We start from the raw sequence: 25,800 nt of genomic DNA, 5'->3' as shown, positions 1-25,800 counted from the left end.
CAGGCTGAGATCATACCCAACGAACCTGAGCAAGTAATGTTGCTAAGGGAAAAAACGACACAATTATAGAGTGCACGCTATTATTATGTCGTAGGAAACAATCATTAATTAAACTAACAAAAAAGAATAATTCCCCCTTTTATTCGTAAACTTTTTACGGATGAAAACTATTTCAAATTTATCTCGCCGAAACACTAAAGCTTCTGCGGCAAAGACACAAAGTGTAACTTATTTGTTGTCTATTTTCTTTTCTCTTTTTTCTTTTCTCTCTTTTGCCCAAGTAAAAGATACTACTGAGGTTAACCAGTTGGATGACGTTTTAGTATCTGCTGTTCGTGCAACGATAAAAACTCCTGTAAGTTTTAGTAATCTAACTAAAAAGGATATTAAATCTCGTAATCTCGGTCAAGACATTCCTATTTTAATGAACTATTTGCCTTCAGTTGTGACAACTACTGATGCTGGAAATGGAGTGGGTTACACAGGAATCCGAGTGCGTGGTAGTGATGCAACCCGCGTGAATGTTACCATAAACGGAATTCCATATAACGACTCCGAAAGTCATGGGACTTTTTGGGTAAACATGCCTGATTTTGCATCGTCTTTAGAAAGCTTGCAATTGCAACGTGGTGTAGGAACTTCAACGAACGGTGCCGGAGCTTTTGGTGCTAGTTTGAATATGTTAACTGATAGTTATTCGAAAGAAAGCACAGGCGAAATCTCTAATTCTTTTGGTAGTTTTAATACTAGGAAGCACACCGTAAAGTTCAGTACAGGATTGTTAAACGATCATTTTGAATTAGCAGGACGTGTTTCTGCGCTAAAATCAGATGGTTATATTGACAGAGCTTTTTCTGATTTAAAATCGTATTTCTTGCAAGGAACGTATGTGGGGAAATCTACTTTGATTAAAGCTTTAGCCTTTGGTGGAAAGGAGCAAACATACCAAGCTTGGAATGGCTTAGAAGATCTAGACAAACTTAAAAATGATCGTACTTTCAATCCTTCAGGAATGTTCACAGATGAATTTGGTAATATGCGTTTTTATGAAAATGAAACTGATAACTACCAGCAAGATCATTATCAATTGCACTGGAACGAAAGAATAAGTGGAAAATGGAGTACTAATTTAGCTTTTCATTATACAAAAGGGAAAGGTTATTTTGAAAGTTATAAAGAAAAAGCTAGATTTTCAGAGTATGGATTAACGCCAATTTCTATTGGAGGCACTACGATTAATAGAACAGATTTAATTCGTCAAAAATGGTTGGACAATGATTTTTATGGTACGACTTTTTCGGCAAATTTCAAAGATGAGAAACTGAATGTTGTTTTAGGAGGTGGTTACAATAAATATGAAGGAGATCATTATGGCCGTGTTATTTGGGCGCGTTTTGCCTCACAGTCTGAATTGGACGATCGCTATTATGAGGACAGTGCGTCAAAAACAGATGGAAACCTTTTTGCGAAAGCAAATTATCAAATTGCCGAAAAGTTAAACTTGTATGGAGATTTACAAATTAGAAATGTTCACTATCAAGCTAATAGTATCGAAGCAGGTTTAGTAAATGACAATTTTAATTTCTTTAATCCAAAAGCTGGTTTGAACTACGATTTGAATAAAAACAACGCTTTATATTTTTCTTATGCTAGAGCTAATCGTGAGCCCAATAGGAATGATTATGAAAACGGAAGTCCAAAACCGGAGCGTTTAGACAACTACGAATTAGGATTGCGACATGTTACTGGCAAATTAAAATTTAACGCTAACATGTATTATATGGGTTATAAAGATCAATTAATCGTAACTGGGGCTTTGAACGATGTTGGTGCGCCAATTCGTGAAAATAGTGGAGACAGTTATCGTTTAGGTATAGAGCTGGATGCTACAATTACTATTCTCGAAAATCTATTTATTAGCCCAAATGCGACAATAAGCACCAATAAAAACAAAGATTTTTTCTTTAGAAGGGACGGTGTATTGACTTCGCTTGGTGATACAAATATTGCGTATTCCCCTGATTTTATCGCAGGTAATATGATTACTTTTTTACCAATTAAAAATCTTCAAATTGCCTTTTTATCGAAATTCGTTGGTGAACAGTATATGGCAAACATAGACGCGGAAGGTTCTAAACTGAGATCTTATTTTGTAAATGACTTAAACGTTTCGTATGAGTTTATGCCAAAAGGAGTTTTTAAATCAATTTATCTCTCGGCGTTAGTCAATAATATTTTTAATTACAAATACATATCGAATGGTTTTTTCTACACTTTTGATGATGATTTTTCTAATCCGCCAGCAGTGGCAACAATTGAAGGGGCAGGGTTTTATCCTCAAGCGGGAATTAATTTTTTGATGGGATTAACGTTGAAGTTTTAATTTTTGTTAGCCAAATTTAAATCTATAAATTGTTTTCATGGTATTGACAATGTAGTTTTAAAATTAAAAAAGCCTGACTTACTGTTGTAAGTTGGGCTTTTTTTTTAACAATAGGCAAAAGGCTCTTTTTATTATTTTTTAAATAATTCTTGCAAGACGTTACAAATAATATAAATAGAAGTTTATTTGACAAATTTTAAATTAAGTAAATAATTAATCAGATTATTTTTATATTTACCTTCTGATAAACAAAGGGTTATTAATTATTTAATTATAAAAATGAAAAAATTTAAAATTGTATTTCTTATTACTTTCTTTTTTACTGGACTTCAAAGTTATTCTCAAATAGCGGTCACCGGCTTTACTAATTATGTAGTGGGAATGAGTACCAGTAAAAATAAAACTTTAAACTTCGAGTTAAAAGTTTTTGCTTATAATTATGTCGATGAATTGCCTATCGAAACAAATGTATTTTATAATTTTGAAACTAAAGAATACCATCGATTCTCTATTGGTTTGGGTATAAATTTAAGTCCCTTTAGAGGTTTTGATGAAATAAATTCATTGGTAATTCCTGCATCGTTAGAGATTTTTCCAATCAAGGATTTTAAAAAAATTGCTATAGTTTTAGAAGTAACGCCTGAATTACGAATTGAAGATGGAGCTGTATTACGAAGTCTTATTGGAATTAGATATTCTTTTGATAAAAAATAGTTGGGTTAAAAACTAAATTATATTGGAACTGAAGTTTATATTTTGCCTTGGAGTACTATAAGATGAATGTAAGAAATTGATGAAACCTAACGTATTACTTATAAATTTTCCTTGGATAATGAAATAAAAGTCAAATTGCTTTTCTGCCATGTTCAAGTGTTTTTAATTAAAAACCCTTAAAACATCACCATTTAATTCAGCTCGGTATTGTTTCAACGGATATTGTAATTTTCCTTGTCCTGTAAATAAACTGTATTCCTCGTTATCACAAGCACAAAGAAGATTGATACCTTTTATTGTCATTGTAGAACAAGAAGATAAAGGTTGGTTTGGACAGGCTGCATCAAAAGCATTGTATCCGGAACCAGTATTGAAAACTACAACCCCACGAACACCTCTTCCAGGAATTAAAACCGCATTACTCACAAATTTAAGACTGGAATATTCAGGCAAATTCAAATTGAGATCAATCAAAACAGTGTAATTTGGCAGATTGGGGTTATTATTCCTAGCCACTTGCTCACTGCATGAATTCAGAACTAAAAACAGTAAAAAAAAGAAGGAATATTTTTTCATTTTAAAATAGTGTCAAAGTATTAGCGAAACAAATTTAATTTATTTAACTTTGAATTATATATGATTAACATATATTTATAGACAAAAAAACAATAGTATTATCTTAGTGGAAAGAAATCCCGTCCTGATGGGATTTTTTCTATTTATATAAATAAAGAAGTTATGAGTACAGTATCGTATTACACCGCTGAAGGGTTGAAGAAATTAAGAGAAGAACTAGACCATTTGAAAAGCGTTATGCGTCCTAAAGCATCTGCTGATATAGCCGAAGCAAGAGATAAAGGCGATCTTTCTGAAAATGCTGAGTACGATGCGGCTAAAGAAGCGCAAGGCATGCTAGAAATGCGTATCGCTAAACTCGAAGAAGTACATTCAAACGCGCGCTTAATTGATGAAACGCATCTTGATCTTTCTAAAGTTTTGATATTATCAAATGTAAAAATTAAAAACCAAACCAATGGAATGGTTATGAATTATACGTTGGTTGCTGAAAGTGAGGCTGATTTAAAAACAGGAAAAATTTCAGTTACTTCTCCAATAGGAAAAGGATTATTAGGGAAATCAGTAGGCGAATTTGCTGAAATTACGGTCCCAAATGGTGTTTTGAAATTCGAAATTTTAGAAATAACACGAGATTAATTTTTGGAAAAGTTTATCTGTTTTGTTATTAATCAGTTAGACAAGTAGCCATATAAACGAATAAACAATGTCAATATTTACTAAAATAGTCAAGGGAGAAATACCGTGTTACAAAATAGCCGAGGATGAAAATTTCTTGGCTTTTTTGGATGTGAACCCAAACGCAAAAGGACATACGCTGTGTATTCCTAAAAAAGAGATCGATAAATTTTTTGAAATCGACGATGATTTGTATGTGGGGCTAATGCTATTTTCTAAAAAAGTCGCTATTGCCTTAGAAAAAACAATTCCGTGTAAACGAATAGGAATTGCGGTTATTGGACTTGAAGTGCCACATGCTCACGTGCATTTAATTCCTTTAAATGATATGGATGAAATGCGTTTTCAAAATAAAGTCTCTCTATCTAAAGAAGAATTTGAAGCTTTGGCACAAAATATTCAAAACAATTTGTAATGTTTCTATAAATTAAATTAACTGGTATGGTTTTCGTATTAAGGGAATAAATGAAAATTTATTCCCTTTTATTTTTTCGAATTTTTAGAATAATATGAAAAATATCTTTGTAATCCTTCTTTTCTTTTTTACGCTAATAAATTTTGGTCAAGCCACGACTGCATATTCGTTGATAGATGCTAAAATGAAGGCAATGCCATCGAGTTCAACAACTTCTACAACGGCAATTGCCAGTTATATAAAAGAGAATTTTAAAACACAAACAGATAAAGTTCGGGCCTCTTTCTATTATACAGCTTCAAATATAAGTTACGATGTTGCGAACATGTTTGACGTAAATTTCAATGAAACAACTCAGGAAAAAATTGCAACAACTTTAAAATCTAAAAAAGGAGTTTGTATTCATTACGCTGAAACTTTTAATGACATCAACAACAAAATGGGAATTCAGTCGTATGTGATCGAAGGATACACAAAAAAAGATGGAAAAGTAGGCAATTTGGCTCACGCGTGGAATGCCGCAAAAATAGACGGTAAATGGTATATTTTTGATCCAACTTGGGGTTCAGGATATGTTGATAAGGGAAAATTTTTTAAAAAAATGAACAATATTTATTTTAAAACTGACCCTAAAAAAATGATCATTTCGCATATTCCTTTCGATTATTTGTGGCAGTTCCTGAATTATCCTATTACAAATAGTGAGTTCTATCAAGGCAAAATCCAAGTTAATAAATCTAAAAAATATTTTGACTTTGAAAAAGAAATTTCCATTTACAATAATTTAAAAAAGGAAGATCAATTATTTGAATCAGCAGAGCGAATTAAAAAAAATGGTTTGAAAAGCGCAATGATTCTGGAGCGTTATGAAGGGAAAAATGAGCATTTAGACAATTTACGCAACAATAATACTATCGAAAAACTAAATGCTATTGTTTTTGAAATGAATGAAGCAGTTGTTTTACTAAATGATTTTATTTACTATCGAAATAACAAATTCAAACCTACTTTCTCAGATGATAAAATTAGTAAAATGATTGAAAGTCCCAGAGAGAAATTAAAAAAATGCGAAAATGACATTTATAAATTAGCGATTGTGAGTGATCAAAATGCTAGTCAAGTAGCAGCGATTAAAAAAAACTTAATTATTACTTTGGCGCAAGCCGAAGAACATGCAGTATTTGTAAAAAATTATTTAACTAAGTCCAAAATAGTAAGAAAAACAATGTTTTCTAAAGTATTTTGGTTATAAATTCCTCTAGATTAAAGTTGTTTTTTGAGACTCACCTGCATGGTAGTGCCTTTTCCAATTTCTGAGTTCAAGACTTTAATAGTTCCTTTGTGGTATTCTTCAACAATTCTCTTTGTTAATGAAAGTCCTAATCCCCAACCTCTTTTTTTGGTTGTAAAACCCGGTTCAAAAATAGTTTTAAATTGTTTTTTTTGGATTCCTTTTCCGGTATCGGAAACGTTTATTTTTACATAATTATCATCATGCTTGATTTCTAAAACTAATTTGCCTTTTCCTTTCATAGCGTCAATTGCGTTTTTGACTAAATTTTCAATTGTCCAACTGTGTAATATAGGATTTAGAGACACCAGTACTGGATAATCTGGAGCATAAAATGAAAATTCAATTTGTTTTGAGAATCGAGATTGTAAATAATCATAGGATTGCTGTGTTTCGGCAATAATATCTTTAGTTTCTAACTTTGGGGCAGATCCAATTTTTGAGAATCGATCCGTGATAGTTTGTAAACGTTCAATATCCTTTTCAATTTCTAAAGTGGTGCTTTGATCGACATTTTCTGCTTTCAGTAGTTCTACCCAACCAATTAATGATGAAAGTGGCGTTCCTATTTGGTGCGCTGTCTCTTTAGCCATTCCAGCCCAAAGTTTGTTTTGCGTTGCCATTTTAGTGCTTTTATAAAAATTATAAACTAATGCTCCAAAAAGCACTATAATAAGGACTAATGCAATGGGATAATATTTCAGTTTATTGAGTAATGCCGAGTTTCCATAATACAATTTCTGAAATTTTCCAGGAACATACTCAATTACGATAGCTTCATTTTCATTTTTCAGGTTCATTAAAAATTCTAAAGCCTCTTTTTCATTTTGCACTATAGTTTCTTCAATATTAACTGTGTTAATAATACTATCATTTTCGGTAAGGATGATGGGAATGGAAGTATTGTTGCTAAAAATCAACAACGGAAGTCCAACATCAGCATTCTGATCAGCATTTATAAATGATTTTTGGGCTTGAGCCCAAAGATTCATTTTGAGTCGTTCTTCGCTTTTAAAAATTTGAAAAAAAGTATAGGTATTCCAAAGTATCAATGAAATTATTAAAAAAGAGGCGAAAATAATAACCCAACGGCTTGTGTTTCTTCTATCAGAAAACTGCATACAGAGAATTTTAAATGATAAATATAACTAAATAAATAAGGAAATAATTCAGATTCAATGAAGAATTTAATTTGACCATTTGTGATTCACACAACTAATGAAATTCTGAGGTGTAGTCTGCAAATCTAAATTCATTTGTTTACTTTTGTATTAAATAGCTTCAAATTTAAAAGTATGATTACAATTGATCCAAAAACTATTGGAACTGCAAAATTACAAGGATATTTACAAGGTTCAGTGGGTCCAAGACCTATAGCTTTTGCCAGTACAATGGACGTGGAAGGAAATCCAAATGTTTCTCCTTTTAGTTTTTTCAATGTTTTTAGTGCTAATCCACCAATTCTTGTTTTTTCACCTGCAAGGCGCGTGCGTGATAATTCAGTAAAGCATACGTTAATTAATGCCGAGGCTACAGGTGAAGTCGTAATCAATGTTGTCAATTATGACATGGTGCAGCAAATATCACTTGCCAGTACAGAGTACGCCGATGGTGTTGATGAATTTATTAAATCGGGTTTAACGCCTGTTATTTCTGAAGTGGTTAAACCATATAGAGTAAAAGAAGCGCCAGTTCAGTTTGAATGCAAAGTGACGCAGATTATTCCTTTAGGAACAGAAGGAGGAGCAGGAAATTTAATTCTTTGTGAGGTACTGCGAATTCATATTAACGAAAATATTTTGGATCAAAATGGCGTAATTGATCAACATAAAATTGATTTGGTTTCCAGATTAGGCGGAAACTGGTATTCAAGATCCAATCAGGGACTTTTTGAAGTGCCAAAACCTGTTTCCACTTTAGGAATTGGTGTCGATGCAATTCCTAATTTTGTGAAGGAAAGCACTGTGTTCAATGGAAATGATTTAGGTATGCTAGGTAATATTGAAGCTTTGCCAACTGAAGAAGAAATTAGTATATTTGTAAAAGATAATTTTGAAGTAAAAGGTGTTTTGAGTGCCGATGATGAGTTAAAAAAATATCAGCTTGCTAAAGATTATTTAATTAAAAATGAAGTGCTAACTGCCTGGAAAGTCCTTTTAGCGAAAAAATAAATAGAGCCAAACAATAAAAAAATAGAGATGATGGAAGTTACAGGAAAAGTTAAAATGATCGATCAGACTAAAGAAGTTGGATCTGGAGGTTTCAAGAAAAGAGACATTGTTGTTACTACTGATGAGCAATATCCACAGCATATTCTCGTACAATTTGTACAGGATAAATGTGATTTATTGAATGGTTTTCAAGTTGGAGAACCAGTGAAAATTGATATTAATCTGAGAGGAAGAGAATGGACTAATCCGCAGGGAGAGGTTGTTTATTTCAATACAATTCAAGGCTGGAGAATTGCTAAATTACAAGGTGAATCTCCTTCTGCAGCACAAATGCCTCCTATGCCTACCGCTCAAGCATTTGCACCAGCAACTAATTTAAATGAAGAAGAAGCTGACGATTTGCCATTCTAAAATAAAATTATAATTTTTTTAATTCCAAATTCCAAATTGAGCTTGTCTTCAAATTGGGATTTGGTTTTTTTTTTTTTTGAAAAAAAATGTTGCCGCTGAGGTGAGTTGTGCGTGGACATTAGATTGTTGAAAACCCGATTGAAATTGATGAAAATGTATTATTTATCTCCTACTTTATTTTTTCCAGCTGTAACTCAAGCTAATCATGATGGAATTCTAGCCATTGGGGGAGATTTGTCTCCACAGCGGCTGCAACTAGCGTATCAAAGTGGCATATTTCCTTGGTTTGAGGAGGGAGAACCAATCGTTTGGTGGTCCCCAAATCCAAGGATGGTTTTGTTTTTGAATGAATTAATTATTTCTAAAAGTATGCGAAACATTCTAAATAGAAATAGTTTTACGGTAACTTTCAATCAAAAGTTTAGAGATGTAATTTCAAATTGTCAAAATATAAAACGAGATGGTCAAAAAGGGACGTGGATTACGAATGACATGATTGACGCGTATGTTAAACTGCACGAGTTAGGTATAGCGAAATCAGTTGAAATTTGGCAAAACGACACCTTAGTGGGCGGTTTGTACGGCATTGACCTAGGACACGTTTTTTGTGGAGAAAGTATGTTTTCTAGGGTATCGAATGCTTCAAAGGTTGCTTTCATCGCTTTAGTAGAAAAATTAAAAAAAGAAAACTACAAACTAGTGGATTGCCAAGTTTACAATCCGCATCTCGAAAGTTTGGGATGCAGAGAAATAGAACGCGATGAGTTTATGGAACTATTGAAGAGCGAATAATATTTAGAATCAATCTATCTGTTAGTTTCATCTTTTTCAGTATTTTATATTTATTGCATTACAGCGCCCTTTTTGGCGGGCGGGGGGCTTTCCAACAATCCGTCACGTGATCATCTACAACTCCAACAGCTTGCAGAAATGCGTAAACAACTGTAGAACCTACAAATTTAAATCCTCGTTTTCTCAAATCTTTACTAACTGTATCAGAAAGTGAAGTAGTAGTAGGAACTTCTTTTAAAGAATTTCGTTTGTTGATGATGGGTTTATTATCGACGAAGTTCCAAATATATTTTGAAAAACTACCAAATTCCTCTTTGATTCTTAAAAAAGCTTGTGCATTGGTAACGGCAGAGTAGACTTTAAGTTTATTTCGAATAATACCTGCATTTTGCAAAAGTTCGAGGATTTTATCGTCGTTGTATTGAGCGATTTTTTTATAATCAAATTGGTCAAATGCTTTTCTGAAATTTTCTCTTTTGTTTAAAATGGTAATCCAGCTTAGTCCTGCTTGAAAGGTTTCCAAGATTAAGAATTCAAATAAAGTTGAGTCATCATAAACGGGAACGCCCCATTCTTCGTCATGGTATTTTTTATATAAATCGCTGGAAGCGCACCAACCGCATCTTCGTTTGTCGTCTGTAATCATCTTTTTTCGGAGGCTAGATAATTTTTAATTATATAATGACCTAGATAAATTAGCGGAGTCAAGAGAATTGCAATTCCAAGCTTAAACGTATAACCTGTTAATGCGGAAGTAAGGAACGTATCAAAATTTATTTTGCCTGGCAACCAAAAGGCAATTCCCAAAACAATAAAAGAATCAAATAATTGGGAAATAATCGTTGAGCCCGTTGCTCTAAGCCAGATTTTGTTATCCCCAGTGCGCTTTTTAAAAAACCAGAAAACAGTCACATCAATTAATTGCGACACTAAAAAAGCGATAATGCTTCCCACGATGATCCACATACTTTGTCCAAAAACAGCAATGAATTGGGCATCGGTTACAGGGCTGATTCCTTTTGCAGCGGGAATACTAATTGCTAAAAGCAAAATAAGGAAGGAATAGGCAATCAATCCTGCTGTAATTAATGATAGTTTTTTAACTCCCTTTTCGCCAAAATATTCATTGATCAAATCAGTGGTTAAGAAAACGATAGGCCAAGGTAAAATACCAATACTCATCACAAATGGCCCTATTTGAATTAATTTCCCTCCAATCAATTCGGCGGTTACTGCATTTGTAATGAATATTCCGGCTAGAATAACAAATACAAGTTCTTTTTTGGTTGTGAACATGAAGTAATGTTTTGGCTAAATTAATATTTTATTTGAAAAAGATGAAAAAAAAATTGAGGAGTGTTAATGTATAAAAAAACCCATTCGATTGAACGAATGGGTTTGGTATTTTTTGTCAGAATTAAAATAAAATTAGGATTCTGAAAAACTTGTGGAACAGATTATCCTAAAGCAGCTCTTTTAAAACCGGTAACGATAAGATCTTTATCGATAGATTTAACATAAGATGCAACATTCATAGAACCATCTTTGATATAATCTTGGTTTACTAAAGTGTTGTCTTTGTAAAAACGTTGAATTTTTCCTTTAGAAATGTTTTCTAGCATAGCTTCTGGTTTTCCTTCTTGACGCAATAAATCTTTAGCAATTTCAATTTCTTTTTCGATAACAGCAGCATCAACACCAGCTTCGTTTAACGCAATTGGGTTCATTGCAGCAGCTTGCATTGCTACGTTTCTTGCAGCTTCTTCAGCTCCATCAACTTTAGCTGAAAGCGCAACTAGAGTTGCAATTTTGTTTCCAGAGTGAATGTAAAAACCGATAAAAGCACCTTCTAATTTCTCAAAAGTTCTGATTTCTAATTTTTCTCCAATAACACCTGTTTGTTCAATCAATTTGTCAGCAACTGTGATTCCGTTGAAATTAGATGCTAAAAATTCTTCTTTAGTATTGAAGTTCAATGCTAAATGAGCCATTTCAGTAGCCATTTTTACAAAGCTTTCGTTCATACCTACGAAGTCAGTCTCACAGTTCAATGTGATAACAACTCCAGCAGTTTTATCAGCATTTACAACAGCAATTGCAGCGCCTTCAGTAGATTCTCTATCTGAACGGTTTGCAGCTACTTTTTGTCCTTTTTTACGTAAGTTTTCAATCGCTAAATCGAAATCTCCTTCTGATTCAACCAAAGCTTTCTTGCAGTCCATCATACCTGCGCCTGTGATTGTTCTTAATTTATTTACGTCTGCAGCAGTAATTGTTGCCATAATAAGTTGTGTTAAATGTTATAAAAGTAAAAATTCCAATTCTTAAATCCCAAATTCCAATTTTAATAAATCACTAACTTAATGTTACTAATCTTTATGGAATTTGGAATTTAAAACTTGGAACTTAAAATTTGTTTTATTCTTCAGTTGCAGTTGGAGCAGCAGCTTCTGTAGCAGGAGCAGCTTCAACAACTGGAGCAGCTTCTACCGCTTCAGCAGCAGGAGCAGCAACTTCTGGAGTCGCTTCACCTTCTTTATCAGAACCTCTATCAGAAAGTCCTTCAACAATTGCAGCTGTAACTAAAGTTAAAATTTTATCAATTGATTTAGAAGCATCATCATTTGATGGAATTACGAACTCTACTTCACGTGGATCAGAGTTAGTATCAACCATTGCAAAAACTGGAATGTTTAATTTTTGAGCTTCTTTTATAGCGATGTGTTCCGCTTTGATATCAACTACGAACAAAGCAGCTGGTAGTCTAGACATGTCAGCGATTGAACCTAAGTTTTTCTCTAATTTAGCACGAAGACGATCAACTTGCAAACGCTCTTTCTTAGAAAGTGTCATGAATGTACCATCTTTCTTCATTTTATCAATAGTTGCCATTTTTTTAACGGCTTTACGGATAGTTACAAAGTTAGTTAGCATTCCACCAGGCCATCTTTCAGTGATGTAAGGCATGTTTGCAGCTTTTGCTTTTTCAGCAACGATATCTTTTGCTTGTTTTTTGGTAGCAACAAATAATATTTTTCTACCTGATGCAGCGATTTTTTTCAAAGCGTCATTTGCTTCTTCAATTTTTGCTGCAGTTTTATATAGATTGATAATGTGTATACCATTACGTTCCATATAGATGTAAGGAGCCATGTTTGGATCCCATTTTCTAGTCATGTGTCCAAAGTGAACACCTGCTTCTAGTAAGTCTTTAACTTCTATTTTGTTTGCCATTTTTGTTCTAGTTTACGTTCTGTTGATTAGCAATGTGTAAATGGCGATTTCTCGGCTTTATACATTTAGATGCTAAACTATTTCCTACCTCAATAGGAGAGCAACAACAACTGTTTTTTTTAATTTATGCTGAAATTTTTTCAGCATCTGTTCAATAATTTCAATATATCTGTGAATAGATATTGAAACAAGTTCAATATTAACGTTTAGAGAATTGGAATCTCTTACGAGCTTTCTTCTGACCGAATTTCTTACGTTCAACCATTCTTGGATCTCTTGTTAATAAACCTTGTGGTTTTAAGATAGCTCTGTTTTCAGCATTTACCTCACACATAACACGTGCTAGCGCCATTCTTACAGCTTCTGCTTGACCAGTTGAACCACCTCCGTAAACGTTTACTTTCACGTCAAAGTTGCTTACATTTTCTGTCATAGACATAGGCTGTAATACTTTGTACTGTAAAGTTGCAGTTGGGAAGTATGTTTCGAATGCTTTTTTGTTTACCGTGATTACTCCTGTTCCTTCTGAAACATAAACACGTGCAACAGCGGTTTTTCTTCTACCGATTTTGTGAATAACTCCCATTACTTAAGATCGTTAAGGTTAACTGTTCTCGGTTTTTGAGCGCCTTGTTTGTGCTCAGAACCTACAACAACATTTAAATTTCTAAAAAGTTCAGCTCCTAATTTATTTTTAGGTAACATTCCTTTTACTGCTTTTTCTACTAATAATGCAGGGTTTTTTGATTGCAATACTTTAGCAGTTAAAGTTCTTTGTCCTCCTGGGTAACCTGTGTGACGAATGTAAGTCTTCTCGTCCATTTTGTTACCTGTAAGGTTAATTTTTTCTGAGTTGATAACAATTACGTTATCTCCACAGTCAACATGTGGTGTATAACTTGCTTTGTATTTACCTCTCAAGATCATTGCGATCTTTGAAGCCATACGACCTAAGTTATGCCCATCAGCATCAACAACAATCCACTCTTTTGTAACGGTGGCTTTGCTTGCTGATTTTGTCTTGTAGCTTAATGCGTCCATAATATTATTTTAATTAAACATTCCATCCCCAATAAAGGGGTTGCAAAAGTACAATTAATTATTTTAAATACAAATACCTTAAAAGATTATTTCATTGCTCTTTTAGTGCTGATTATCAAATGAATATTTAAAAAAATCTATTTCTTGATATGATAAATGATTGCAATGTTGCTAATGATGTAATGCAGATGTATTATTTTTTCAAAATTTATTGAGATTTTCTCATTTTTCGAATCTAATTTCTACTTTATAATAGCTATTTTTGTAAATCACACTTACATTCGCTTTGATTGTTATATATTGTGCGTGTTTGATTAATCAACTACCATACATTTTCTTTATGAAAGCTAAAGCCACCTTAAAACAAATCGCCAAAGAACTTAATGTTTCTGTTTCTACAGTTTCAAAAGCGCTTAATGACAGTCCAGAAATCAGTGATTTGACTAAGTCCAAAATCAAAGAGTATGCCAAGCTAAAAAACTACAAACCAAACGTAATTGGTTTAAATTTAAAAAACAGAAAAACTAAAACTATTGGTGTAATTATTCCAAATATTTTAAATTCCTTTTTTGCCAAAGTTTTTAGCGGTATCGAAAAAGTGGCTGATGAGAAAGGCTACAATGTTATTATGTGTATTTCTAACGAATCATCAGAAAAAGAAGCTCACACGCTGGAAATGTTAAGCAATGGAACTATCGATGGATTTATAGTTTCGGTTTCTGAGGAAGCACAAAAGAATCATTCGTACGAACATTTCTCTGCAATTATTTATGATGGAACGCCTATCGTTATGTTTGACCGTATTGCCGAAGATGTGGATTGTGACAAAGTAATTGTAGATGATTTTGACTCAGCGCTTGATTCGACTCAACACCTAATCAATCTTGGTTGTAAGAACATTGCGTTACTGTCCTCTATTGACAATTTAAGCGTTGGAAAATTGCGAGCAGAAGGTTATTTAAAAGCATTGAAAAACAACAATATTGCAATTAACCAGGAAATTATTTTGAGAACTGATTCAGAGGAGGATTTGAATGAGAGAATTGAAGCGATACTTAGTAATAAGAAAATTGATGGAATTTTTGCATTAGATGAAAGCGATTCAGTTGCGGCGTTAAAAATAGGTCTTAAAATAGGATATAAAATCCCCGAAGAACTGTCTATTATAGGTTTTGCCGACGGAATTCTTGCCTCCAGACGATTATCACCTAGCTTAACAACAGTAAGTCAACACGGAATAGAAATAGGCGAAGTTGCTGCAAAATTATTAATCGATCGATTAGAGTCCAAAGAAGAGGATATTCCTTACGAAACGGTCGTTATCAAAACAAAACTGAAAGAAAGAGAATCCACAAGAAATTTATAAATCCCAAAAATCCATCGCACTGATGGATTTTTTTAATTAGTGTAAGCTTTTGTTTAAATAGAATAGCAAATACATCTTCTTTAAGCCAAATTAGCTTTCTTCGCCCTCGCAATAAATCAACAAATATTGCTGCTAATTGAACACTGAACCCTGCTCACCGAAAACCGCTCATTGAACACTAACTTAATGCGCCTCCAACCAATTTTTTCCTACTCCAATTTCCACATCTAAAGGAACATCGAGTTTGAAAGCATTTTCCATTTCAAATTTGATCATCGGTTGAATTTTTTCGAGCTCATCATTATGAACATCAAAAACAAGTTCATCATGGACTTGTAATAACATTTTGCTTTTCCAGTTTTCGTCAATTAGTTTTTTATGGATATTAATCATCGCAATTTTGATAATGTCAGCAGCGCTTCCTTGAATGGGAGCATTCACAGCATTGCGTTCGGCACCACTTTTTACCATCGTATTGGCCGAATTAATATCTCTTAAATAGCGGCGTCGTCCTAAAACGGTTTGCACATAACCATTTGCTCTAGCAAAATCTACTTGACTTGACATGTACGATTTTAGTTTTGGATAAGAAGCATAATACGCTTCAATCAATTCGGCACTTTCTTTGCGCGAAAGCGAAGTTTGATTAGAAAGTCCAAAAGCCGAAACGCCATATATAATTCCGAAATTTACTGTTTTCGCATTACCACGTTGTTCTTTTGTTACTTCTTCTAAAGGCACATTAAATACTTTTGCTGCAGTGCTTTTATGAATATCTTCGTTATTTTGAAAGGCTTTTATCATGTTTTCCTCGCCACTTAGTGCAGCGATAATTCGCAATTCTATTTGTGAATAATCCGCAGAAAGTAAGGTGTAATTTTCATCACGAGCAACAAACGCTTTCCGAATCAATCGTCCTTTTTCTGTTCGAATAGGAATGTTTTGTAAATTAGGATTGGTAGAACTCAATCTACCTGTAGCAGCAACCGTTTGCATATAATCGGTGTGAACGCGACCTGTTTTTGCATCCACTTGATTGGGTAAAGCATCAATGTAAGTACTTTGCAATTTTACCATTTGGCGCCATTCAAGAATGTCTTTTACAATGGGATTGTCATTAGCTAAATATGACAAAACTTCTTCACCAGTCGCATATTGACCAGTTTTGGTTTTCTTTTGCTTTGCTCCGCCAATTTTCATTTTGTCAAAAAGCACGTCGCCCAACTGTTTTGGAGAAGCCAAATTAAATTTCTCACCAGCGGTTTCATATATTTTTTGTTCTAATTCTAAACTTTCCTTTGCCATTTCAACTGACATTGCTGCCAGAAAAGGAACATCAAGATTTATGCCTTCTAATTCCATTGCTGCTAAAACGGGAATTAACGGAACTTCAATTGTATCAAATAGTTTTTTAGTTTCAGCTTTGTCTAAAATCGGACAAAAAATTTCCTTTAACTGTAATGTAACATCGGCATCTTCAGCAGCGTATTCTTTAATTTGTTCTAGAGGAACATCTTTCATTGACAACTGATTTTTACCTTTCTTGCCAATTAAAGTTGCTATTGATTTTGGCGCATATTTTAAATAGGTTTCGCTCAAAATATCCATATTGTGGCGCATGTCAGGATTAATTAAATAATGCGCAATCATTGTATCAAATAATTGTCCTTTGATAACAATACCATATTTGGTCAATACTTTTAAGTCATATTTTAAGTTTTGACCAATTTTTTCAATGGATTCATTTACAAAGAAAGGTTTGAATTTATCGGCTAATGATTGAGCTTCGGCCTGATCTTCGGGAAACGGAATGTAAAATGCTTTTCCTTTTTCCCACGAAAAAGATATTCCAACTAGCTCGGCATTCAAAGCATCAAGTCCCGTGGTTTCGGTATCAAAACATACAGAAGTTTCATTGTTTAAATTTTGTAAAAATAATCTCAAACCCAGATCGCCTTGAATGATTTGGTAATTGTGATCAGTAGTTTCTAAAGTTCCCAACCCAGAATTCCCTGCAACGGAAAGAGTTGATTCTGAACCAGACTCTTCATAAAATCCAAATAAATCAAACTGATCTTCGTTTGTTTTTTTTGCTGGTGGTTGTACAATTCCCGCTTCCGTTTTTTCGAAATTATATAACTTGTCAAACTGCGCCTGCATTTGTCTAAACTCAAGTTCGCTGAACAACGCATCCGTTTTTTCAATATCAGGAATTGATAATTCGTAATCTTTTTCATCAAATATAACTGGGCAATCGATTATTATGGTCGCCAATGTTTTTGATAATATTCCCTTTTCTTTATTAGCTTCAATGTTTTCTTTCATTTTGCCTTTTAGCTTATCAGTATTGGCTAAAAGGTTTTCCATGGTTCCAAATTCCTTTAATAATTTCTTGGCTGTAACTTCGCCTACACCAGGAAGTCCAGGAATATTGTCGGCCGCATCGCCCATCATTCCTAGAAAGTCAATCACTTGATCAGGTCTTTCGATTTCGAATTTGGCCAAAACTTCAGGAATTCCCCAAATTTCTATGCCGTTACCCATTCTCGCTGGTTTGTACATAAATATATTTTCGGAAACTAATTGTGCAAAATCTTTATCGGGAGTTACCATAAAGACTTTATAATTTTGTTTTTCAGCTTGTTTAGCAATAGTTCCTATTAAATCATCAGCTTCAAAGCCTTTGACTTCAATAATTGGAATATGCATCGCTTTCAGTAATTGCTGAATATAGGGAATAGCAATTTTTATGGCCTCCGGTGTTGCATCGCGGTGTGCTTTGTATTCTGGGAAAATATCGTTTCGTAGTTGGCTCCCACCATTATCAAAAGCTACTGCAAGATGATCTGGTTTTTCTCTTTTGATAACATCCATCAACGAATTCATAAATCCCATAATAGCTGAGGTGTCCATACCCTTAGAATTTATGCGGGGGTTTTTTATAAAAGCATAATAGCCTCTGAAAATAAGGGCATAAGCATCAAGTAGGAATAACCGTTTTTGTTGGGACATAATTTAAATTTATAAAGTTCTCAAAAGTACAAAACTTGAAACACAAACAGGAATGTGATCACAAAATTTGTCATTTGTAATTTTTTGATCAAAATTTCATTGTGGTATTAAATACTTTGTTTGGGAAAGCATTAATGTACCCAAAATCTGAAATAGTATCGATCAAAAAATATTTATTATAGGAAATTATTTATTTTTAAATAAATATTGTGTAGATGATCGATTATATAGGTATTTAGGCGATAATAAATATATCTTCGTAAAACTATCTTAAAATAACACTCACTTTTTATTATTTAATTTAAATCTATTTTTATGAAAAATTATTACTTTGCGATGAAGGCTTTGAGCGCCTGTCTGTTTTTTTTCATAATTTCAACAGCAAATGTGTTTTCGCAAGTGGGAATTGGAACTATTACTCCAAACTCAAGCGCTATGCTTGACGTTACTTCTACAACTCAAGGAATGCTAACTCCAAGAATGACAACGGCTCAACGCATAGCAATAGCTACACCTGCCGATGGTTTAATGGTATATGATACTGATTTAAAATCATTTTTTCATTTCAATGGAGGAATATCCTCTTGGAACATCATGAATAGCGGCACAGCAGGACGATTAAAATTTAAGCGTATTCGATCAACTGATGTTTTAGCAACTGTTTTAGCTGCAGAATTAGCAGCGGGTGGTCAAAGCAAATATATATTAGATAGCACTACTTATTATGAGATAAACGGAACGGTTACTTTTAATTTTCCAATCGATTTGAATAATGCTTATGTCTCAGGTCAAGATACTAATGATGATATTATAGTTCGAAATGGAAATCTTTTTGAAGGATCAACTGGCGGAAGTATTAGAAATGTTACGATTCGCGTGACAGGCGGTACAGTTTTTAACATAAGTGCAGCTAACACGCAAAATTTAATTTTTAGAGATTTAGTGGTATCAAATTGTGCTAATGTAGGTTCTATAAGTGGTTTAGGTTTAGTATTTGTTAGTACAGTTCAGTTTGTTGGCAATACAACAGGTATAACTTATAACAACATTAGTCAGCTTTTGTTAAGTAATGTTGGCTGGTTTGGAAATAATTTAGGTACTTATGAAAAATTAACAGGTACTTTTGGGCTGGTGCAAAAGCAAGGAGGATTTTCTGATGTAAACGGTTCAGCTATTGGATTTGATGTTTCAAGTAACCCAGTTATCACTGGCGATGCTGTGCTTGAAACTGTTGTTTTTACTGGGACAAATGTTGCGGGATATATTAAAGGATACACCCCAGCTGTTTACACAGGTTATAATTTCAATAATAAATGGAGCGTTAGAAGTGCTGGTATTCCAAATGAAAGCGATGAAGCCGCAGTTGGTGATATTAATTATAATTATCCAGTGGGTCAAGGTGCAGGCACAACATTATCTGGCACTCCCCGTAAATTATCTGGTTTAACAACTTCTAATAATCTTTATAGGTTTTCGCAAGGTGGTGCAGATAATAAATTGCAATATCTTGGAGCTAAGAAAAGATTCTTTAGAGTAAGTGGATCAGCCTCTTTTCAATCTAATGCTAATGCAACTGTCTATGTATTTTATGTTGCTAAAAACGGCGTGGTTGTAAACCAATCAAAGGTTTATGTAAGTTCTAATTCAACAAATGATATTTTAGCTGTGCCAATTGAAGCAATCATTGAGATGAATACAAATGACTTCATTGAAATTTTTGCGGAACGTTTTTCAGGTTCAGGGAATATTCTGACAGTTTCTATGAATTTAGTTGTTAATTAAATTAATAAAAAATCAGTATTTTGCAATTTTTATTTGGAAAATTAATATGCGTGAGTGATTAATGTGCTTTTTTGTGACCTGAAATAATATTGAAACTAAAAAGTAAAAATTGTTGTTTTCTCAGTTTAATCAACCGTTAAATTTTAACTAATACTAACATTCTTTTATGTAAACTTTTGTTATTTTGTGCAAAATTAAATCCTAATGATATTTCGTATCGCATTTTTATGCTCCATTCTTTTTATAATTGAGCTTTACACCTTTCAACTTTTAAAAACATTAATAAAATCTAAAACAATACTTTATTCGATTCAATTTAGCAGCATATTGCTAATTGCCTTTATAATTTACTCGTTGTTGCAGTTTGATCGAAGCATTGGGCAAACCCAGCAAACCATGTTTATCATGGCTTTAATGTTAATTGTTTATGTTCCTAAATTAATAATCACTCTTATATTAATGGGGGAAGATATATTTAGGTTGGCCAGTGGTACAGTAAATCATTTTATAAATTACGATAAAGACGCTGATTTTTTTGCTGCTCGAAGGAAATTCATTAGTCAAATTGGTCTTGGCTTAGCCGTTATCCCTTTTTTATCACTTATATATGGTATTACTATTGGAAAATACAATTATAAGGTGATCAAACAACGTATATTTTTCCCTGATTTACCCGATGCTTTTGACGGTTTTACGATAACGCACATCTCAGATATTCACAGTGGTAGTTTTGATAATCCAGAGAAAATAAATTACGCGATTGATTTAGTGAACGAACAAAATTCAGATCTGATATTGCTAACAGGCGATATTGTGAACACACATGCCAAGGAAATGCATCCTTGGATTGAAACATTTAACAGAATCAAAACGCACGAATATGGTAAATATTCCGTGTTAGGCAACCACGATTACGGTGAGTATGTAACTTGGCCTAATGCTGCAGCTAAGGAAGAAAATTTCAAAGCGATAAAACAGTTATACGGCGATATTGATTTCAAACTACTTTTAAATGAACATACTTTTATTCAAAAGGGCGACGAAAAGATAGCACTAGTGGGCGTGGAAAATTGGGGACAAAATTTTAAACAAGCTGGCGATTTAAATAAAGCTGCTGGTCAGTTAAAAAAAGAAGATTTTAAGATTTTGATGAGTCATGATCCATCACATTGGGAACATGTAGTGCAACACGATGATAAGCACTTTCACCTTACACTTTCAGGTCACACACACGGGATGCAGTTTGGGATTGAGATCCCAGGATATTTTAAGTGGAGTTTGGCGCAATATGTTTACAAGCAGTGGGCTGGCTTATATGAAAATTTAGGTCGATATGTTTATGTCAACAGAGGTTTTGGTTTTCATGCTTATCCAGGTAGAGTAGGTATTATGCCTGAAATTACGGTCTTAGAACTAAAAAAAGGAGTAGAAGTAGTATAGTGCGTTAAAAATGCTACATTTGTAAAAATAAACATTGATTTTTAGTAAATTATAAAAATTAAATTTTTTGTTTTATGTCAAAATTTGGAGAACTAATAAGTACGCAAGTTCCTGTATTAATTGATTTTTACACGGATTGGAATGAATCTTCAATTTCGATGCATCCTGTAATTAGAGATGTAGCTGCTGCACTTGGAGATAAAGCAAAAGTCATTAAAATTGATGTTGATAAAAATCAAGAGCTGGCTGATGCTCTTCGCATCAAAGGATTGCCTACTTTAATGATTTATAAACAAGGGCAAATGATCTGGAGGCAATCAGGAGAATTAGATGCCAACACTCTAATAAGCATCGTACAAGAACAATTTTAATTATAGAATTTCACAATTAAAGTTATTATTTTTCAAATACTCTAGTGTTTTTGGTAAAACAAATTCAAGATTTTTGAACGCTTTTTTACTATCATGAAAAATAATTATACTTCCTGATTCAACAGTCGAAAGTACATTTTTTAAACATTCTTCCTTAGAAATATTTAGATCAAAGTCGGCACTTAGAACATCCCACATTATTATCTTATAGCCTAGTTTCCGTATTGCTTTTGACTGTCTCATCGTAATTTTGCCGAAAGGCGGTCGAAAAACTTTAGGTTCTGAATGGGTATTTAAATGAGAATAAATTAAATCCTCACATTGTTTTACATTTTCTATGTATTTATTTTTTGGAGTTTTCCATCCGTTTAAATGATTAAAAGTATGATTCCCTAAAGAATGACCATCAGCAATTACCTTTTTAAATATTTCTGGATGTTTATCAATATTGTCACCTATGCAAAAGAAGGTAGCTTTTACATCATGCTTTTTTAATTCATTTAGAACCCACGGAGTAATATCGGGAATTGGACCATCATCAAAGGTGAGATAGACTGTTTTTTTGTCATTGGAAACATCCCAAATAAAATTGTGAAATATTTTTTTAACAATCCAATGTGTTTTTATCCAATAGAATTTCATTAACTAAAATTAAAAAATGTGAAAATCTTATAAGTATAAATTTATAAAATAAAAACGAGCTAATTAGAAACTTACATCTTTGTAATTTTTCTAATTAGCTCATTATTTAGGCAACTTAGTTCAATTTATAATTACTCTTTATCACGTTCAAAACGCTCGAACATCTTAATATAAGTATTAAACGAAATTTTGCTTTTATTGTAAAAAGTAATATCGTCGTTTTTTTTCATTACCTGCAGCAAACTTCTATACCTTTCAATATCAATTATTATAGTAGTTGCAATGCCGCCTTGCTCTGAAGCTTTCAGTTGGCCATAGTAATTTAAATTTTCTTGATATTTACCAATTAAATTTTGCAATAATTGCTGTGCTTTTTCTTTCTCACCTATTTTATAATAGCCATCTGCAAAAGGTTCTAAAAGAGAATAATAGCCAAAAAACTCAACTGGCATTTTAGTCATTGCTAGATTAATAATGTTTCTAGCTTTATCCTTTTTACCTTCAAGAAGCAACTGGTTCATTAATCGAGCAAGATTTGTTCTATAAGTAATACTATTTCTTTTGGTTTCAGTATCGTGGTAAATATCGGGGCTTTCACTATTTCCCCAATCCCATTTCATTACTTTAGCGTACATCTTTTCTGAATCAATTTGTCCCATTTCAAGCGGACTGCCATCTTCCGACATTTTGGTTCTAATAGGTACTAATTTATAAACCATTCCTTCCAGTTGTAGATATTCCTTCATCCAGATGTAATCTTCATTTGCAAAAGCACCTCCAGTAAAATAGATGGGACGTTTCCAGTTGTTATTTGCAACAATATCCAGCATCATCAACCTGTTTTTGTACAATGCATTTCCTTTTATATCAATATCGATAAAAGGAACAATTGAATCGTTGTATTTAGGATCAACTACTTTATTGTTGATAATTGTGTTTTTGTCAACGGGAATTCTAATTTTATTTGTTGGATAAAAGTGAATGGTTTGCCCGTTTTGCATTTGAACAGTTGCTTTTGGATTTTTTATAAACGTGATCAAGTCTTTGATATCCCAGCGGCTATCAATTTTTGGAATGTAAGCTACATAATCTAATTTATCACCTACATATTGATTGTGAGTAAATGAAATAGGTAAAGGATCAGATTCATAAGTTTTAGTTTTCATTTGATCAATATACCAGTCAGTCATAAATAAACTTGTGTTTACAATTTTCACATCTGTTCTAATATTCTCTATTTCTTGAACATACCACAGCGGGAAAGTGTCGTTGTCACCAATGGTAAATAAAATAGCATTTTCATCACAAGACTCTAAATATGCTTTTGCCATTGCCACAGCTGTATATTTTCCAGAACGATCATGATCATCCCAGTTTTGAGAGGCCATAAGAACCGGAGCGGCTAGTAGACTCGCAACTATAATAATTGGACCAGCAACTTTTGGAGCAATATATTTTTTGGCGCTTTCATATAATGCGTAAACTCCAAAACCAATCCATATTGCAAATACGTAAAATGATCCTACTAACGCATAATCTCTTTCTCTTGGTTCAAAGGGTCTTTCGTTCAAATAAATTTTTAGAGCAATTCCCGTAAAAAGAAACAAGGCTAGCAGTACATAAAAGCTTTTTAAATCCTTATTTGCATGATACATTAACCCAATTAACCCTAAAATAAACGGAAGAAAAAAGTAGACATTTCGTCCTTTATTATTCAACACATCCGAAGGTAAATTATCTTGGCTTCCTAAATGCAATTCATCTATAAATGTTATTCCGCTCAGCCAGTTCCCATCAAGATAGTCGTAACGACCTTGATCATCACTTTGTCTGCCTACAAAATTCCACATTAGATATCTCCAATACATGTATCCAAACTGGTATTCCACCATAAAGCCTAAATTGTCTATAGTTGCAGGCTTGTCAACAATTAAATAATCTCCATAACTTTTTAAAAATTTTACATAACCTTCGTTGTCAATTTGTTTCTGAGCGTAGGCTTGTCTAAATTCATTGATTGTTTTTTCAGTTTCGCTTTTCAGTTGTGCTATCGCTTTGTTATAATCTTCCTCACTAAGTTGGCTTGGGTCTAAACCGTATTTAGCCAAATCATCGGCATAATCATAATTAGGATTTATTCTAAATTTAGGTGCATTTGTAAAATTCATGTAATTTTCAATGTGATCACCACTCCACATTCGTGGCAGCACCGTTTTGTGATTGTCGTCAGTATTTTGATCTGCGTTTTTAAAATTATTTACAATAACATACTTGCCCGTTTTATAATCTCTTTCATAGTTAGGTGCTTTATCTAAATAAGGATTCTCTTCATCTAAACCACTAAATGCTTCTGTGTATTGTGGACCATAAAATAACGGATTCACACCATATTGTTCGCGATTGTAATAAGCCAAAACTTCACGCGCATCAGAGGGTTTATTTTCGTTAATAACGGTATTTGCATTAGCACGAATAGGCAACATCATCCAAGTTGAAAAGCCAATAAGGATAAAAAGGATACAGAGAATTAAGGTATTATAAGTAACCATTCCTTTGTTTCGTGTATAATTTAAACCAAAATAAAACAAGGCGATCATTACTATTGTGACAAATATAGTTCCAGAGTCGAAGGGTAATCCTAAACTGTTTACCATGAAGACTTCAGTTTTACCAAAGAATCCCATCGTCAATGGGAGAAGTAATTTAAAAATAAAAAGTAAAATAGCGACCACTATTACATTGGCAAGAAGAAAGCTTTTTACTGTTACTGTTTTGTAATTTTTAAAGAAATATAAAAATCCTATTGCAGGAATGGTTAATAGAGCCATAAAGTGAACGCCAAAAGAGAGCCCAACAACCAGAGAAATGATCAACAGCCATCTATTTCCCCTTGGTTTGTGCATGTCTTGTTCCCATCGTAAACCCAACCAAAACAATAAGGCAATTAGCAATGAGGCCATCGCATAAACTTCGGCTTCAACTGCGTTATACCAGAAACTATCAGAAAAGGTGTAAGCTAGAGCTCCCACAAACGAACTTCCTAAAATAACGATATTGTTGCTTGTAGTAAGTGAGTTCGTATTGTCGTCATTAGTTTCTAAATCAGCAAATCTACCTACTAATTTTCGCAATATTATTGACGATGACCAAAATAAAAATAGAATAGTGAACGCACTCGATACCACTGACATCATATTGACCATTAATGCAATTTTAGTATCATCGGCAGCAAACATGGCGAAGAAAGCACCAATCATTTGGTACAAAGGCGCGCCTGGCGGATGGCCAACTTGAAGTTTTGCTGCAGTTGCAATATATTCTCCACAATCCCAAAAACTCATTGTGGGTTCAACAGTCAAAGTATAGGTTAATAATGCGATTCCAAATGTAAACCAACCAATGATTGTATTCCACTTATTGAAACTGAAAGCTACTTTCTCCATGTACTAAAATTTTTATTTTTATCAGTTGCAAAGAAAAT

23 protein-coding genes are annotated in these 25,800 nt (G+C 33.3%); 12 read left to right on the top strand and 11 right to left on the bottom strand.

The window, feature by feature from the left end; all coding sequences use genetic code 11:
• Positions 1-160 precede the first annotated feature (160 nt).
• Positions 161-2,383, top strand: a complete 2,223-nt coding sequence (locus BUB42_RS00850) for a TonB-dependent receptor (RefSeq protein ID WP_073016257.1) — start codon at positions 161-163, stop codon at positions 2,381-2,383.
• Positions 2,384-2,662: 279 nt separating this feature from the next.
• On the top strand, positions 2,663-3,097 hold the full coding sequence (locus BUB42_RS00845; RefSeq protein ID WP_073016255.1) for a hypothetical protein: 435 nt from the start codon (positions 2,663-2,665) through the stop codon (positions 3,095-3,097).
• 162 nt (positions 3,098-3,259) lie between these two features.
• Here the strand turns inward: BUB42_RS00845 and BUB42_RS00840 are convergent, their stop codons facing one another.
• Complete coding sequence (locus BUB42_RS00840; protein ID WP_073016253.1) at positions 3,260-3,673, bottom strand: Rieske (2Fe-2S) protein; 414 nt, start codon at positions 3,671-3,673, stop codon at positions 3,260-3,262.
• Positions 3,674-3,835: 162 nt separating this feature from the next.
• On the opposite strand from BUB42_RS00840, the gene greA reads away from it, so the two are divergent.
• The 3 genes from greA to BUB42_RS00825 all read left to right on the top strand — a co-directional run bounded on the left by greA (position 3,836) and on the right by BUB42_RS00825 (position 6,018).
• Positions 3,836-4,312 (top strand): transcription elongation factor GreA, encoded by a 477-nt coding sequence (greA, locus tag BUB42_RS00835; protein ID WP_073016251.1) that lies wholly within the window; start codon positions 3,836-3,838, stop codon positions 4,310-4,312.
• A gap of 67 nt (positions 4,313-4,379) precedes the next feature.
• Positions 4,380-4,766: an HIT family protein gene (locus BUB42_RS00830; protein WP_073016250.1), complete on the top strand. Its 387-nt coding sequence runs from the start codon at positions 4,380-4,382 to the stop codon at positions 4,764-4,766.
• Between the two features lie 94 nt (positions 4,767-4,860).
• Entirely contained in the window at positions 4,861-6,018 is a 1,158-nt protein-coding gene (locus tag BUB42_RS00825; protein WP_073016248.1) for a transglutaminase domain-containing protein, read from the top strand.
• Between the two features lie 11 nt (positions 6,019-6,029).
• Here the strand turns inward: BUB42_RS00825 and BUB42_RS00820 are convergent, their stop codons facing one another.
• The gene (locus BUB42_RS00820; RefSeq protein ID WP_073016246.1) at positions 6,030-7,178 is read right to left on the bottom strand and encodes a sensor histidine kinase; all 1,149 of its coding nucleotides are present in this window, start codon (positions 7,176-7,178) and stop codon (positions 6,030-6,032) included.
• A gap of 174 nt (positions 7,179-7,352) precedes the next feature.
• On the opposite strand from BUB42_RS00820, the gene BUB42_RS00815 reads away from it, so the two are divergent.
• The 3 genes from BUB42_RS00815 (at position 7,353) to aat (ending at position 9,431) form a co-directional block, all read left to right on the top strand.
• The gene (locus BUB42_RS00815; protein WP_073016245.1) at positions 7,353-8,228 is read left to right on the top strand and encodes a flavin reductase family protein; all 876 of its coding nucleotides are present in this window, start codon (positions 7,353-7,355) and stop codon (positions 8,226-8,228) included.
• 30 nt (positions 8,229-8,258) lie between these two features.
• Entirely contained in the window at positions 8,259-8,639 is a 381-nt protein-coding gene (locus tag BUB42_RS00810) for a DUF3127 domain-containing protein (protein WP_073016732.1), read from the top strand.
• Between the two features lie 153 nt (positions 8,640-8,792).
• Positions 8,793-9,431, top strand: coding sequence for a leucyl/phenylalanyl-tRNA--protein transferase (gene aat, locus BUB42_RS00805; protein WP_073016731.1), 639 nt, complete (start codon positions 8,793-8,795; stop codon positions 9,429-9,431).
• 58 nt (positions 9,432-9,489) lie between these two features.
• On the opposite strand, the gene BUB42_RS00800 is transcribed toward aat, so the two are convergent.
• The 6 genes from BUB42_RS00800 to rplM all read right to left on the bottom strand — a co-directional run bounded on the left by BUB42_RS00800 (position 9,490) and on the right by rplM (position 13,706).
• Complete coding sequence (locus BUB42_RS00800; RefSeq protein WP_073016243.1) at positions 9,490-10,077, bottom strand: DNA-3-methyladenine glycosylase I; 588 nt, start codon at positions 10,075-10,077, stop codon at positions 9,490-9,492.
• A complete protein-coding gene (locus tag BUB42_RS00795; protein WP_073016241.1) occupies positions 10,074-10,727 on the bottom strand; it encodes a queuosine precursor transporter in 654 nt (217 codons plus the stop codon). Before BUB42_RS00795 ends, BUB42_RS00800 begins: the two co-directional genes overlap by 4 nt.
• A gap of 161 nt (positions 10,728-10,888) precedes the next feature.
• Entirely contained in the window at positions 10,889-11,713 is an 825-nt protein-coding gene (gene tsf / locus BUB42_RS00790) for a translation elongation factor Ts (RefSeq protein WP_073016239.1), read from the bottom strand.
• Between the two features lie 136 nt (positions 11,714-11,849).
• Positions 11,850-12,665 carry a 30S ribosomal protein S2 gene (rpsB, locus tag BUB42_RS00785; RefSeq protein ID WP_073016237.1) on the bottom strand — a complete coding sequence of 272 codons (816 nt, stop codon included), beginning with the start codon at positions 12,663-12,665 and terminating at the stop codon, positions 11,850-11,852.
• A gap of 199 nt (positions 12,666-12,864) precedes the next feature.
• A complete protein-coding gene (rpsI, locus tag BUB42_RS00780; RefSeq protein ID WP_073016235.1) occupies positions 12,865-13,251 on the bottom strand; it encodes a 30S ribosomal protein S9 in 387 nt (128 codons plus the stop codon).
• On the bottom strand, positions 13,251-13,706 hold the full coding sequence (gene rplM, locus BUB42_RS00775; RefSeq protein ID WP_073016233.1) for a 50S ribosomal protein L13: 456 nt from the start codon (positions 13,704-13,706) through the stop codon (positions 13,251-13,253). The genes rpsI and rplM overlap by 1 nt, the downstream gene beginning before the upstream one ends.
• Positions 13,707-14,046: 340 nt before the next feature.
• Between rplM and BUB42_RS00770 the strand changes: the two genes are divergently transcribed.
• Positions 14,047-15,072, top strand: coding sequence for a LacI family DNA-binding transcriptional regulator (locus tag BUB42_RS00770; protein WP_073016231.1), 1,026 nt, complete (start codon positions 14,047-14,049; stop codon positions 15,070-15,072).
• A gap of 183 nt (positions 15,073-15,255) precedes the next feature.
• Here the strand turns inward: BUB42_RS00770 and polA are convergent, their stop codons facing one another.
• Positions 15,256-18,084, bottom strand: a complete 2,829-nt coding sequence (gene polA / locus BUB42_RS00765; RefSeq protein ID WP_073016230.1) for a DNA polymerase I — start codon at positions 18,082-18,084, stop codon at positions 15,256-15,258.
• 315 nt (positions 18,085-18,399) lie between these two features.
• On the opposite strand from polA, the gene BUB42_RS00760 reads away from it, so the two are divergent.
• The 3 genes from BUB42_RS00760 to BUB42_RS00750 all read left to right on the top strand — a co-directional run bounded on the left by BUB42_RS00760 (position 18,400) and on the right by BUB42_RS00750 (position 21,677).
• Positions 18,400-19,866, top strand: a complete 1,467-nt coding sequence (locus BUB42_RS00760) for a hypothetical protein (RefSeq protein WP_244533851.1) — start codon at positions 18,400-18,402, stop codon at positions 19,864-19,866.
• Between the two features lie 204 nt (positions 19,867-20,070).
• Entirely contained in the window at positions 20,071-21,306 is a 1,236-nt protein-coding gene (locus BUB42_RS00755) for a metallophosphoesterase (protein WP_073016228.1), read from the top strand.
• Between the two features lie 74 nt (positions 21,307-21,380).
• Complete coding sequence (locus BUB42_RS00750; protein WP_073016226.1) at positions 21,381-21,677, top strand: thioredoxin family protein; 297 nt, start codon at positions 21,381-21,383, stop codon at positions 21,675-21,677.
• Here the strand turns inward: BUB42_RS00750 and BUB42_RS00745 are convergent, their stop codons facing one another.
• On the bottom strand, positions 21,678-22,319 hold the full coding sequence (locus BUB42_RS00745; RefSeq protein ID WP_073016224.1) for a polysaccharide deacetylase family protein: 642 nt from the start codon (positions 22,317-22,319) through the stop codon (positions 21,678-21,680).
• 131 nt (positions 22,320-22,450) lie between these two features.
• Positions 22,451-25,762, bottom strand: a complete 3,312-nt coding sequence (locus BUB42_RS00740; protein ID WP_073016222.1) for a glycosyltransferase family 117 protein — start codon at positions 25,760-25,762, stop codon at positions 22,451-22,453.
• Positions 25,763-25,800: the final 38 nt, after the last annotated feature.

The organism is Flavobacterium micromati, from assembly GCF_900129585.1.
Taxonomy (GTDB): domain Bacteria; phylum Bacteroidota; class Bacteroidia; order Flavobacteriales; family Flavobacteriaceae; genus Flavobacterium; species Flavobacterium micromati.
The sequence above is the reverse complement of the archived record's forward strand: the minus strand, read 5'-3'. Positions and strand labels throughout refer to the sequence as shown.